General features: G+C 44.3%; 13 protein-coding genes. 4 read left to right on the top strand and 9 right to left on the bottom strand.

Annotation, left to right across the window (positions count from 1 at the left end; translation table 11 throughout):
• Positions 1 to 22: 22 nt before the first annotated feature.
• A complete protein-coding gene (locus tag SIO70_RS12215) occupies positions 23 to 1,087 on the bottom strand; it encodes an acyltransferase family protein (protein WP_320581138.1) in 1,065 nt (354 codons plus the stop codon).
• A 53-nt stretch (positions 1,088 to 1,140) separates the two neighbouring features.
• Positions 1,141 to 1,578 (bottom strand): hypothetical protein, encoded by a 438-nt coding sequence (locus tag SIO70_RS12210; protein ID WP_320581137.1) that lies wholly within the window; start codon positions 1,576 to 1,578, stop codon positions 1,141 to 1,143.
• 254 nt (positions 1,579 to 1,832) lie between these two features.
• Between SIO70_RS12210 and SIO70_RS12205 the strand changes: the two genes are divergently transcribed.
• Both SIO70_RS12205 and SIO70_RS12200 read left to right on the top strand, forming a co-directional pair.
• On the top strand, positions 1,833 to 2,405 hold the full coding sequence (locus tag SIO70_RS12205) for an RNA polymerase sigma-70 factor (RefSeq protein ID WP_320581136.1): 573 nt from the start codon (positions 1,833 to 1,835) through the stop codon (positions 2,403 to 2,405).
• Positions 2,406 to 2,407: 2 nt separating this feature from the next.
• Positions 2,408 to 3,283: a FecR family protein gene (locus SIO70_RS12200; protein ID WP_320581135.1), complete on the top strand. Its 876-nt coding sequence runs from the start codon at positions 2,408 to 2,410 to the stop codon at positions 3,281 to 3,283.
• 90 nt (positions 3,284 to 3,373) lie between these two features.
• Here SIO70_RS12200 and nfi read toward each other — a convergent pair whose 3' ends face one another.
• From nfi to SIO70_RS12185, 3 genes are all read right to left on the bottom strand, one after another.
• Positions 3,374 to 4,039, bottom strand: coding sequence for a deoxyribonuclease V (gene nfi, locus SIO70_RS12195; protein WP_320581134.1), 666 nt, complete (start codon positions 4,037 to 4,039; stop codon positions 3,374 to 3,376).
• A gap of 74 nt (positions 4,040 to 4,113) precedes the next feature.
• Positions 4,114 to 4,416: a RagB/SusD family nutrient uptake outer membrane protein gene (locus SIO70_RS12190; protein ID WP_320581133.1), complete on the bottom strand. Its 303-nt coding sequence runs from the start codon at positions 4,414 to 4,416 to the stop codon at positions 4,114 to 4,116.
• Positions 4,417 to 4,488: 72 nt separating this feature from the next.
• Positions 4,489 to 5,880 (bottom strand): alpha-L-fucosidase, encoded by a 1,392-nt coding sequence (locus tag SIO70_RS12185; protein WP_320581132.1) that lies wholly within the window; start codon positions 5,878 to 5,880, stop codon positions 4,489 to 4,491.
• A gap of 225 nt (positions 5,881 to 6,105) precedes the next feature.
• On the opposite strand from SIO70_RS12185, the gene SIO70_RS12180 reads away from it, so the two are divergent.
• Both SIO70_RS12180 and SIO70_RS12175 read left to right on the top strand, forming a co-directional pair.
• Positions 6,106 to 6,963 carry a flagellar motor protein MotB gene (locus SIO70_RS12180; protein WP_320581131.1) on the top strand — a complete coding sequence of 286 codons (858 nt, stop codon included), beginning with the start codon at positions 6,106 to 6,108 and terminating at the stop codon, positions 6,961 to 6,963.
• Positions 6,964 to 7,266: 303 nt separating this feature from the next.
• Positions 7,267 to 9,345 carry a tetratricopeptide repeat-containing sensor histidine kinase gene (locus SIO70_RS12175; RefSeq protein ID WP_320581130.1) on the top strand — a complete coding sequence of 693 codons (2,079 nt, stop codon included), beginning with the start codon at positions 7,267 to 7,269 and terminating at the stop codon, positions 9,343 to 9,345.
• Between the two features lie 6 nt (positions 9,346 to 9,351).
• Here the strand turns inward: SIO70_RS12175 and SIO70_RS12170 are convergent, their stop codons facing one another.
• The 4 genes from SIO70_RS12170 to SIO70_RS12155 all read right to left on the bottom strand — a co-directional run bounded on the left by SIO70_RS12170 (position 9,352) and on the right by SIO70_RS12155 (position 13,491).
• Positions 9,352 to 9,939: a sigma-70 family RNA polymerase sigma factor gene (locus SIO70_RS12170; protein WP_320581129.1), complete on the bottom strand. Its 588-nt coding sequence runs from the start codon at positions 9,937 to 9,939 to the stop codon at positions 9,352 to 9,354.
• A gap of 89 nt (positions 9,940 to 10,028) precedes the next feature.
• The gene (locus SIO70_RS12165) at positions 10,029 to 10,562 is read right to left on the bottom strand and encodes a collagen-like protein (RefSeq protein ID WP_320581128.1); all 534 of its coding nucleotides are present in this window, start codon (positions 10,560 to 10,562) and stop codon (positions 10,029 to 10,031) included.
• A gap of 130 nt (positions 10,563 to 10,692) precedes the next feature.
• On the bottom strand, positions 10,693 to 11,718 hold the full coding sequence (locus tag SIO70_RS12160; protein ID WP_320581127.1) for a type IX secretion system membrane protein PorP/SprF: 1,026 nt from the start codon (positions 11,716 to 11,718) through the stop codon (positions 10,693 to 10,695).
• A 6-nt stretch (positions 11,719 to 11,724) separates the two neighbouring features.
• Positions 11,725 to 13,491 (bottom strand): OmpA family protein, encoded by a 1,767-nt coding sequence (locus SIO70_RS12155; protein WP_320581126.1) that lies wholly within the window; start codon positions 13,489 to 13,491, stop codon positions 11,725 to 11,727.
• Between the last annotated feature and the right edge of the window lie 14 nt (positions 13,492 to 13,505).

The raw sequence follows: 13,505 nt of genomic DNA, 5'->3' as shown, positions 1-13,505 counted from the left end.
GCCTAATAATACAAAAAACTGGTCAAATCTTCAAGATAATATTTCGTTTGTACAGGATCCAAACGGGTATAAGCATGAGTAGTACCAATGTGATAGCTGCTGCCAGTGAGGCATTGAGCGGCGACAGGAATGGCATGAACAGGGAGGAAGGTATACTGTGTATTCTTGGTACCAGTCCGGACAGTACATATGCCGTGATGGCGTTCCGGCCAAATGCTACAAATGGCGGTGTAATGCTTTTATATCCCTGTACGTCTATGAGCCAATAGCAAAGCGCTAATCCCATGCTGGCCAGCCCTGCTGTAAATAATACGAATGAACTGGTCCACAATTGTTTGTTGATCGGGAAAAAGCCATCCCATACCAACCCTGCCAATACTGACAGGAAGCCTGCTGTAAATAACCAGGCAACCTTATCTGCTTCAGGCTTATCTTTTCTCCTGACCCAATCACCCACCATAATCCCCAATAAACCGGTACTGATCGCAGGCAATGTGCTTAAGAGTCCTTCAGGGTCCCAGGTGCGGGATTGCTTCCAGAGGTGATCAGGGGTGAGGATCAATCTGTCTACCCAGGCACCTAAGTTGGTTTCCGGTTCCAGGTTGGGATACCCCACACCCGGTACAGGCACAAGGGTCATGAGCAGGTAATAGCCTACTAACAGCCCGCCACAGATCCAGATCCTGGTTTTGCTGCTGGTTTTCAGGTACAATAATGATATGATGAGGTAAACTACCGCAATTCTGGCCAATACACCCGGTATACGGACGTGTGCGAAGTCGAACTTAGGGATCAATCCAAAAGCCAGTCCAATGCCAAATATGATGGCCGCACGGCGAAATACGTGGAGGATGAGTGATTTATGTAAGGTAGGGTCTTGTCTCCTGCTGCTCAGGGCAAACGATACTGCTACGCCTACCATAAAGAGGAAGAATGGGAACACCAGGTCTGTAGGTGTGCAGCCATTCCATTTGGAGTGCTCCAGGGGGGCGTAGATGTGGCCCCAGTCTCCGGGATTGTTTACGAGGATCATACCGGCTACGGTAACGCCGCGAAAAAAGTCTAAGGAAAGTAAGCGCTGTTTCATTGAATGAAAAATATAAAAAAAATGGGAATCATTATAGTGATTCCCTTTCTCATTTATTCTTTCTGTGCTATTTGCATTTTGACGAGGGTCGCCCTGTCATAAAATACAAGCTTAGTTATTTTCAATGATTTTTCGTCTTCAAACTGAATATCTACCTGGTAATAATCCGGGAATTTATCTTTCGGCGCGTAATACCGGCACCTGAAAAACACCGTACTATCCGTCTTCATGGCTGTTACCGCAGGGATGGTCATTTCTGCCACATCCCGAATACTTTCTGCCGCACCTTTCATGTTCGACTTTAGGAGATCGTCGTATTGTACTTTGTTCTGGTCCAGTAATTTTGCCGCTTTATCGGGTTTTCCATCCTGGACATACTCCATAAAGTTTATAGCGACTTCCCGCTGGTCTAAATTTCCTATGTTCTGGGCAAAAGCGGGTTGCAATGCCAAAAGGCATAGCACCATAACGAGTAAATAGTTGTTTTGCATAAGAAGGGAAATAAAATGATGGTTGAATTTGAATATGACTCCCTGGATTAGACAGCCCTTGCACTGACAGGTTTAAATTTATCCGTACTATTGTTATGTCTAATTTAACGAATTAACCTCATAAAAGAGAAATATATAAGGCCTGGGCAAAGGGCCATGCCGATGCTGCCAGAAGAAAAATTATATGAATAGGGGTATTTGTTCTTTTCAGTTGTCTACCTTTAGACGCAAATTACCATTGGGCTATAGAATTTGTGAAAGAAAAATTATCAGATAATCATACAATTGAGCAATACTTCTTCGAGTATTTCGGGGATCTGCATCGGTATGCTTATACGTTGCTAAAGGATAATGAGGAAGCGAGAGATGCGGTACAACAGGTATTCATGCTCCTATGGGAGAAAAAGGAAACGCTATCTATTAAGCAGTCAGTACGGGCTTACCTCTATGCCGCTACGCACAATCACTGCCTGAACAGGATTAAAAGCCTGCAAACCCGGCAGCGGCATTATAAAAGTTTTGCCACAGGACAGGAACATGCTACCTGGAACAATGAAGAGCAGGTATCCGTCCGGGCCCTCAAAAAAGAAGTTTTGTCTGCCATGGAATCATTGCCTGATAAGTGCAGGGAAGTATTCTATAAAAGCAGATTTGAAGAGAAAACTTACGCTGAGATCGCGAAAGAGCTTGACATATCCGTTAAAACAGTTGAAGCTCACATGGGTAAGGCTCTCCATGCTTTACGTACAAAATTATCAGACAAAACGTATTTCTGGATATTAATCTCGTTTCGTTTATTGACTGAAATTCAAAAATTCTTTCACTGATTATGGCAAATATTCAAATCACCGACGAGCTCCTGTCCAGGTACTTCGCTGGGGAAGCCTTCCCTGAGGAAGCAATGGCGATTGACGATTGGAAGATGAGCCATGCGGATAATGCCAGCCTTTTCCAGGCCAGCTGGGATGCGTGGCACATAGCCAGTGAACATCCCTATTCACTCCCTGATTTACAGGCGGTATGGCAACAAACCAGGCCCCGCTCCAAAGTACGTGGGCTTGCATGGGTGGCAGTGGCAGCAACTTTGCTGACTGCCGTTGCATTGTTATGGTTACAACTACGTAAACCTGCTACCATCGAGATTGCTGCAACCCTACAAACGGTGACACAAACACTACCGGATGGATCTGTGGCAAAGGTGGCTCCTGGTGGCAATATCCACTACACCAACCGTACTATTCAATTGAAAGGGAATGGTGAATTTGATGTGAAGTATGACCCCTCACATCCGTTTATAGTGAAAGCAGGCCCTGTGCAGGTGACGGTATTGGGGACCGCCTTTCATGTAGCAGAAAGTGATTCGCTCATCATGGTAAAGGTGCGTTCGGGCAAGGTAAAAATGCAAAAAGACAGTAAGGAAGTAATAGTTACCGCTGGCCAGATGGCATATTACAAGGCCGGTGCTTTAGTGCTTGAAAACTATCATTTTACTTTTGACAACAACACACTGGGCAGTATTGCCGAAAGACTGTCTATGGCATATAATAAAAAAATTGTGTTGCAAAATCCTGCTATGGCAGCTTTAAGACTAACCAGCATATTTGAAGACAAAACCCTTGACTATATGCTGGAAGTGATCACCTCTACGCTCAATCTAAAATACACTTATCGTAACGCTGATGAAATCCTTATTGAAGAAGAGTAAATTCTTCTATGTTATATTGGATATCAGTTGAGATCATGGATAGGTACCCGTGCCTCCGTTTTCTACAACCTCAGCAAAAAAACTCACTCACTATTCATTCTTATATGCCAGCATGGCTTCCCGACCATAATGATCCGCTTTGCGTGTAGTTTCCGGCAAACGAAATTCTGCTGCCATTTTCAACACAATTTCTGTAGCTGTAGCCAAACTGATTTTATGCCCCGGTGATACAAACACAGGATTAATACCGGGTTGTGTACGCAGTACATTGCCTATCGTTTCTTTATTATCTTCCGCCAGTAAAGGAGAGATGCTACCACGGTCTTCCCCTGGTGGTTCGAAATCACCAAAAAAGCGGGTTTTCCCACATCCTAATGTCGGAATATCCAATACCACACCGAGGTGGCATGCCAACCCAAATCGTCTCGGATGCGCTAATCCATGGCCATCACAAACGATCAGGTCAGGATGTAGCTCCAGTTTTTTCCAGGCCTCCAGTAAGACAGGCATTTCTCTGAATGAAAATAGACCAGGGATGTAAGGGAAAGTAACGTGCATAACGTGGGTGGCAACGGCTTTTACCTCCAATGTATGAAAGTCCAGTACAGCAATAGCACCAGCTATCAGGTCGGTTTCTTTATCATATTCGACATCTACGCCGGCTATGAGTTGTAGGTTTTCGGGTAACTGATCTGTTAGTACCAGTTGTTGACGAAGGGTGTTCTGTAGGTCAATAGCAGCTTGTTCTGTTAGCATGGTATAAAGGTAAAAAAGGTTGTATCAAAATCCAGATACAACCTTTTTATGCGGGTGGGTAGGATATTCTGGTATTAGTACCCGGTGTTCTGCTCATATAATCCCCCACTGGCAGAAATCTCCGCAGAGGGTACCGGATAAAGCACATAAGCTGGTACTACTGTTTCTACATTGGTTACAGCATCTGCCGCAATCCATGCATTCATCGTAGTCACCGCCATACCTTCACGTACCAGATCATTCCATCTAAGGCCTTCACCTAAGAATTCTTTTCTGCGCTCTTCCATCAGTTGCTCAATGGTTACATCGGACAGGTCACTCAGGTAATTATTTTTATGTTTTTTTAACGGACTGGGGAGATGAGGGAAATTAATCAAATGAAAACGCTTTTGCCAAAGGCAAAAGCGTTTTCATTTGGTGGGGAGTTTTATTTTAAAGAAAAGAATTGATTATTTTCTTTCATCGTACACACCGAATTCCGCGATTGCAGGGGGTGCACTACTTTCTTCAATTTTTATTCTGACTTTTCCACCTCTTACAGCATCAAATCTGTGTATTCTCACACGACCCTGTTGTACACCTGCTGGTAAGGGTTTCCATACACCACCATCGTTGTATTCCAACTGGTACTTCTTAATATGCTCGCCATCTTCTACAATGGTCACCATATTAAAATCCTTCTCCCTGTCAAAGTCCACTTCATACCAGGGTTGTTTCACCTCAGCATTTGACTGCCAGCTGGTACGGAAGTTATCATCATTTGCAAAGTCCATGATATTCATATCATCACTCCAACTGGAATTACTGTACTGGAATTTCGCAAAGTTTTGTGCAGTAATGGGTGCTGCACCTTTTGGCAAAGCAGGTAATGGACCTGCCGGTTTCCACATCTTTCCCATCTGTGTCAATGCAGCAACTGCATTATCATCAATCAACCCTTCACGGTTAGGCGCTACATTCAGGATGAAGTTACACCATGCTTTATTCAATTGAACCAGGTTGTCATTGACCAATTTTACAGGATCTTTCACGGGTGTGGTTGGGAAACTTTTTTTCCAGAACCAGTTCTGATTAATTGGCAAACAGGACAATGCAGGCAGTTGATTACTTTCTTTTGAGATGTGCTGACCGGCCCCCTGTTCATAAGATTTGATATCTGTGTAGAACAGTGCATCTGTTGGATATTTCGCTGCATTCAGGTCCATGAGCAGGCAGTTTGGTTGCAGTGTCTTTACCAGATGGTAGATGTCATCAAACGGTACATCTTCGTAAGAGATGCGTGACCATGGTGCATCCCATCCATCTATAATCAAAGCCGTGATCTCCCCGTAATTGGTAAGTAACTCTGTGAGTTGGGCTTTGATCATTTCAATATCCTGACGGGTAATGCCGTGGGGACGCAATTTATGATGTGTATCTAAAATGGAATAGTACAACATCACTTTCAATCCTTTTGCTCTGAATGCGGTTACATATTCTTTTACGACGTCACGCTTCAGCGGACTATTCATAACATTGTAATCTGTTGTTTTGGTATCCCATATACAAAAACCACTATGGTGTTTTGTAGTCAGGCAACCATAAGACATATTCGCGGCTTTGGCAGTTGTAGCCCACTGGTTACAATCCAATTTAGTCGGATTGAAGGCAGTAGCAGGCGTTTCAGGGTCAGGCCAGTCCTGATCCATGAAAGTAGGAATGTTAAAGTGGATGAACATACCGAACCGCAGATCAACAAATTGTTGCTGTAGTGTGGATAACGATTTTGATTGTGCGCTTAAAATGGCTGGTGACAAACACAGTACCCCTGCCAGTAAGCGGGAAAAGAATTGTTGCTTCATATGAGACCTATACGTGGTTAAGAAGACCAATATAATATAAGCATGGCGCACTGTACCTACCCTGATAAACTAATACCATGATTGGTGAAATTGCCATCAATCTCATCATTTTAACAAATTTACAGGTATAGTTCACCCCGCCAAAAAAGATTGTGGCAAGGTTTTGGAATATTACCAGTGTGCAGGTACCAAACTTGAGAGTTATTTAATTAAAATAAAATTTATATGAAACTAAGGATCATATTGTTGGCAGCATCGTTGCCTGTATTATTGTTTTCCTGTGTAGGTACAAAGAAGTACAAGGCTTCGGAGGCCCGCTATGTTTCTCTGAATGAGAAATATGCTGCACTGCAGGGGCAATTACAGGATTGCCAGCGTAGTCTTCGTGATTCCACTGCTGCTTTTGAACATCGCAGAAATATCACAGACGAACGTACAGAAGGGCTGAAAAAGAACAACAACGAGCTGCTTGATCAGCTAAAAAACCTGTCTGTGATCAGTAATTCACAGGCTGAAAGCATCAAGAAATCATTAGATAATATTGGCGCAAAGGATGCCTACATCCAGGACCTGCAGTCAGCGATTGCCAGGAAGGACTCCCTCAACATGGCATTGGTCATGAACCTGAAAGGAGCTATCGGCGATCTGAATGACCAGGACATCAACATTAAAGTTGATAAGGGTGTGGTTTACATAGACATCTCTGACAAACTGTTGTTTGAAAGTGGTAGCTATGACATCACTGCGCGTGCAAAAGAAGTATTGGGTAAAGTGGCCAAAGTGCTGAATAATCAGCCTAATATCGAGTTCCTCGTAGAAGGTCATACCGATACCAACCCGTACAAGAAAGGCGTACTGCTGGACAACTGGGATCTGAGTGTGAAGAGAGCGACTGCTGTAACCCGTGTTTTACAAAACGATTATGCAATCAATCCAGCACGTATCACTGCTGCCGGTCGTAGCGAATACGTTCCGGTAGCCAGCAATGACACACCGGAAGGACGAGCTGCCAACCGTAGAACAAGGATTGTGATCCTGCCGCAACTGGATCAGTTCTTCAAGTTGTTAGAAAAGAAGCAATAAATTGATGGCTGAGGATCACGAAAGTGGTCCTCAGTTTTTCTTCCCCCAATACCAATAATCATCTGAAATCTAATTGCATTTAAAATATCCATTACTTGAAAAAGTATTCTTATATCGCTATACCACTTACATGTAATTTTTCACCCCCTGTTACACATCCTGCAAAAAACGCTTTACCTTACACTATGGTGGGCAATAACCAGTACCTGTTACAAAATGTTTTGCTAAAAAATAGTTTAGCTATTATTAACGTTATAAGATGTAATGTTTATTATTAGTATAAAAGAATTATCCCTTTGGCGAGTGTTCTGGTATGTGTTGTTTGTGTACATGCTTTTAGCGTGTATTGCCTGTAACCCCGGTCAACAGAACAATGTTGATCACCCTAAATTTTTCGAAGCTGTCATCCGCCAGGCTGACAGTCTGGGTACAGATCCGGACAGGGAAAAAGAATTGCGCTACCTGGATTCTGTATACGCCCGTTTTCAACATGCGGGTCCGGGCGATCTATACCGTAAATACCTGTTCAAAAGAAACTACTATTACGACAAAGACTACTCAAAAAGCCTGATCTATTGCGACAGCATGCTGTACGTAATGAAAGATCTCAAGGACGATAAAAGGTATACGAAGTCGTATGTGAACGCACTTTTGAATAAAGGGGATGTGCTGGTAGCACAAAAACGGCTGACTGAAGCTTTCGAATACTATTACAAGGCAAAGCAAATAGGTGAAACCACTCATGATACTGCTTTCCTTGCTGACTATTACAATCAGCTAGGCATGATCTGCTACAGGCAGGAGAAATACTCAGAAGCTGCTAAGTATTTCAAAACTGCCACACACCTTCGCCTCATTTGTGGTGAGCAGGATTTCCCGGCCTTTTCCTTTATCCAGGAGAATATCGACAATACTGCGCTTTCCTTTGACCGTGCCGGCAATTATGACAGCGCCAGTCTTTATTTCCAGAAAGCCCTCAGCTATATCAGTGAAAACGAAGGCAGGTTCAGTATTGCCGCCAATGAGAAGCGCTATATCGCGATGGCAAAAGGTATTATATACGGCAACCAGTCGTTCATGTACCTAAAAAAGGGAGACACCGCCAGTGTTGAGCCCCTGCTTCTTGAAAGCATCTGTATCAACAATCAGCCTGGTTATGCCAATGACGACGCCTATTACACACAGCTCCGTCTCGCGAATCTCTACATCAATACCAACCGGATGCCGGAGGCATATAAGATGTTGAGTAAGATAAAATCGGCAATGGATACTATCGCACTTCCGGACAGAGAACTGCGCCTCAGGTGGCTCAAAGCAGAAGAAACCTGGTTTGCAAAAACTAATCAACCTGATAAGGCATACGCTTTCCTAAAAGAATATACCTACATCAAAGACTCGCTGGACAACCGCAACCGGAAAATTCACGAAGCAGACATTAGCAGGGAATTTGATAACGTAGCCCGTCAGCAGGAAATCATTTCACTCAAAAATGACGACCGGCTCAAGACCATCCTTTTAGTCATCACCAGCCTCTTCCTCGCATCAGTGATTGTCATCGCCTTCCTGATCTGGAAAATGTGGCTTCGATCCAAGCAGAATCTGCAACTGGTGGGTATTCAGAATGCCAGGCTTACCACTGCCCTGCGTACCCTGGAAAGCAGGGATCAGGAAAATGCCGCGCTGCTCAAAGTCATTATTCATGACCTGAAAAACCCTGTGGGCAATATCGGTGCTATCGCCGGCCTGCTATTAGATGGCGAAGAGTTCGATGTAGCTCAGCGCAAAGCCATGTACCAGATGATCGCCAACGCAGGCAACCAGGCATTTGAAATCATTAATCAACTACTCGAAAATAAAAACAAAGGACAACTGGCTGGTCTGAGATCAGAACTGACAGATCTCCCCCTCGTTCTGATGGAATGTATCGATCTGCTACAGTTCAAAGCACAGCAGAAAAGACAACGCATCAGGGTAGGCCGCATGCCCGCAGGCATGGCCTATCTTGACAGGGATAAGATCTGGCAGCTCTTCTCCAACCTGATCGACAATGCCATCAAGTTCAGTAATGAAAGATCCGTGATCAATATCAGTGCTACCCGGACAGACAATACCTTTACCATTATGATCAAGGATAAAGGCATTGGTATTCCGCCGGAATTAAAGGACAAGATCTTTGAGATGCACACTTCTGCGGGAAGACCGGGTACAGCCGGTGAGCAGTCCTTTGGACTGGGGTTATCCATCTCCAGAAAAATTGCAGAAATGCACAATGGCCATCTGTGGTTTGAGAGTGTACCAGGTAAGGAAACAACCTTTTATGTAGAGCTCCCCTGCGAGCCCAGTAAGCAACCTGCTGTCAAAGGTGCGCGTCTGAACGTATAGTGTTGGTTATAAAACGGCTTCCAGTGCCTCGCGCTCCATCAGTTTTCGCATGTTGATGATGGCATACCGAACCCTGCCCAGGGCGGTGTTGATCCCCACGTTGACGGTTTGCGCAATCTCTTTAAAACTCAGATCTGCATAGTATCGCAGTATCAGTGCTTCCCGCTGTGTTTCTGGCAGGCGATCCATTAATGCCTGTACGGCGGTATTGGTTTCTTTGATAATAATGCGTTGCTCCTGGCTGATGTCTATACGGCTATCGCCACTGGTAATGTCATCGTTGTAGATGAGTGCAAAGGCAGGCCGTGCATTCTTCTTCCGGAAATGGCTGATACAGCAGTTGTGGGCGATTCTCACTGCCCAGGCTATGAAACGACTATTGTCCAGATAATGTCCTTCTTTGAGTGCATTAATGATTTTGATAAATACATCCTGGAAAATATCTTCCGCCAGGTGCCGGTCCTTTACCAACAGCATGATGGTTGTAAAGATCCTGTTTTTGTGTCTGTACACCAGTACCGAGAAAGCACTATCGTCTCCCGATCTGTAGAGTTTTATTAATTCTTCATCTGTCAATTCACTATATCTTTTCATGGTATGATTATTAGATGTTGAAAAAATTGGCCGCTCTCGATAAAGCAGCCCTGTTACTTGTGGTTTTGATGGAGATGGTCATTAGTAAACTAGTTCTTCAGATGCAGGTAAGCTTTTACCTGTTCGTAATTGTTCCAGTCGATGCCTGCTTTACGTGCAGCTGCTTCGCCACCTGGAATGATCACATATCTGTATTGGAAAGCCTTGTTTCCATTATCGTCGGTATAAGTGCTAAAATCAGAATTGCTGTAGATTTCAAAGCCACCTGTAAAGATTGATACGTTGATAATATAGCTGCCATCGAAGTAAGGCAATGGCATTACCACCAGCTGGCCGCTGCTTGTATAGTATTGAGTATATACTTTTACATCACCACTATTCAGTATGTCTGCTGTGATTTTTGGAGCATCTACATCTACAAAGTAAGTGGCATCGTCAGATCCCAAAGTGAATGTTGCATCCTCCCAGTCAGAGTAAATGATACCTGCATTTCCAGCCACACCTGTGTCACCTTTTTCACCCTGTGGACCTGCAGGACCCGCATCACCTTTTTTACAAGAAGTCATTCCAAGGGTAAGGGAGAACATACATGCCACGAATAAATAACCGAAAACCTTTTTCATAAATTAAATTTTGATTGTTTGTTTTGATAGAATTGATTTTAATTATTTTATCTCCATCTGATATATTGACGTTCGCTTCGCGAACGTGGGTTAGTGGGCTGTGCCTGCCGGCCGCCCGAAATGAAATGAATTAGAAATTACGCGGACACAGATCACCAAACCTGTTCCCTATTAAGAAACCAATCAATATCTCATGCGATCCTTTACTCACCGTATTCAATGATGAGGTGGTATAATCATAGGAGTACCCGATATTGATTGTCGAATTGATATTCACACCAAACATGGCTGCAAATCCATCAGAGATGCGGTAAGAAGCTCCTAACCACATCCTGTCGCGATACTGAAACTTCGTATTCAGGTCAAAGCTGACAGGTGCAGCCGTAATCATCCTCACCATCACGGAAGGCAATACACTGATATCATCATTGATAAAAGCACGATACCCTCCTGAGAAAAATAAATGTGGCACCAGCTTACCTCTGTACAAAGAATCACCCACTACTTTTCCATTGTCATACGCGATCTCCTGCGGAATGATGTTCTGTACCGCTGCACTGATATAATAGCTGCTGCTGTAGAGCATCAACCCTGCATTCACTTCCGGCCGCCACTTGTTCAACTGTATGCTTGCTGCCACCACCGGATCTCCCGCCTGCTCAAAATCCAGCTTCGAAGCATCGAGCGACACCTGTTGCACTCCCACTGAAACTCCTGCACTCACACTGGTACGTGGCGAAATAGGAATATGATGTGCATAGGTACCTGTGATGGAAAACCGGTTCAGCGGACCTGTTTTATCATTCAGGATCGTCATCCCTACACCTGCATGCGCAGGCGGTGTAGTATACTGTTGCCAGTAAGCTCTGCCTCTTGGATTCTCTCCGGGAGGCGTCAAACCTGTGATACCCGCTTCAGCATAATCACTCTTACGTAATGGTCCATGCACAGTGAGATAAGAAGTAACCGGGGCACCGTTCAATCCTGCCCACTGATGGCGATGGCTCGCCTTTACATCCCAGTAGTTCTCAATTCCTGCTACAGCAGGGTTGATGATAAACGTGTTGAGAATGTACTGGGTGTAGTGCGGTTGTTGCTGTGCGTAGCTGCTGGCGGACCAGGCCAGCAGCAACAACAGCAGGGGTAATCTTTTCATAGTTTACTATTTAATCACTTTGAATTCCGTCCTTCTGTTCCTGGCCCTTCCTTCAGGATTATCTGATCCATCCGTATTGGTATTAGGCGCTATCGGCATGGTAGCCGCATATCCCTTCCAGGTAAGACGTTCTGCTGACACACCTTTGCTCACGAGGTAATCCACACAACTCTTTGCACGTGCTTCAGACAGTTTCCGGTTCAGTTCATTGGAACCTTTGCTATCTGTGTGTGCACTCAGTTCTATCTTCACTTCAGGATGTGCCTGCAGCATGGCAACCAGTTTATCCAATGAAGGGAAAGAAGCCGGTTGCAGATATGATTGATTGAAATCGTAGTATACATTGTCCAGTACAACAGGTACCTCAGCTGGCGGAGGCGCTACAGCTACAGGTGTTTCGGTTACTGGTGGCGGCGGAGGTGGTGGTGGCGGTACGCTCTTTTTCAACGTAAACAACTCTAAGCAACAGCTGGCAGAACGATCGGATGACAACCATACTGACTCCAGGATATTATCTTTACTACCCTTGCTGGTAAAGTAGATATCATCTTTCACAGAGTTTACAGGATAACCGAAATTCACCGGTGTTGTATAACCACCTGCGCTATCTTTTGTATAGAAGAAATCATATCCACCCATACCTATTCTCCCATCTGTAGAGAAGACCAATAAGCCGGAAGGGCTATGGTAATAAGGAGCCTGTTCATTGGAAGCGGTATTCACCACAGGGCCTAAATTTTTTGTAAAGAAAGGAGTACCGTCTCCATTCAGTTGCGCTTCCCATATATCCAATCCTCCTTCACCACCTGGCCTGTCACTGGCATATAATAAGCGCTTGCCATCGGCAGTGACAAATGGTTGTTGTGCACTAAAACCTGTGGCATTTACGATTGAATCCAGCAATACAGGTTCTGCCCAGGTATCACCATTTTTATGACTGCTATAGATCGCTGCTTTCTTATTTTTTACCCAGCGGGTCAGGAACATAGTATTGCCATCCGGGGTAACAGTGATCACGCCCTGTTCTTCACTTTTGGGTTGTGCCAATGCCAGTTTGGAAATGCTGTCTGGTACTTCGCCACTGAACTTTGCGCCATATATCCTGTTGGTATACACATGATTCTTTGCAGCATCATTATCAGGTCTGGTAGAGGTGAATAACAACAAGGTATCGCCCAGCCATACAGGGGCATAGTTGGCACCTTCAGGATTCAGGTTGGTATTTCCTTTCTCAACAGTAAATAGAGAAAGATCAGGGCGCGCAAGTTGTATAATGATGAAGTGAAGGTTCTGTTGTTCACGCTTTGCATCATCACGGTATTTATCATCTGCCTGATAAGTATCGAGGAAATAAGCGAATGCTTTTTCTGCCAGATCATAACGGCTCAATGCACGCAGTGATACGGCATAATAATAAGGTGCTAATGGATATTCTGTTTTTTCAAACTCCAATGCCTCTGCATACCAGGGCACTGCTTTGCTATAATCATGCAGTAAGCGATAGCTCTCTGCCAGCTTATAGATGGCCTGGTGTTCAGAGCTTACAGATACCTGCTTTTTGCTGGCTACCTGTTGTGTATTGTAGGGTTTATAAACGGCATTGCTGACGATGGAACGGTTGCCTGCCAGATATTTCTCATAATACTGTGCAGCAGAATTGTAGTCCGCGTTCCTGAAATAATAGTCAGCAGCCTTGAGGTAATTGTAAGCAAACTGGGCTTTGCCTGCCATTACTGCACCTAACAGTGCTGCTGTGAAGAAGATCTTTTTCATGGTTCTTTATTAGA

Source organism: Chitinophaga sancti (genome assembly GCF_034087045.1).
GTDB classification, from domain to species: Bacteria; Bacteroidota; Bacteroidia; order Chitinophagales; family Chitinophagaceae; genus Chitinophaga; species Chitinophaga sancti_B.
This window is presented reverse-complemented; position numbering and strand designations above follow the sequence as displayed.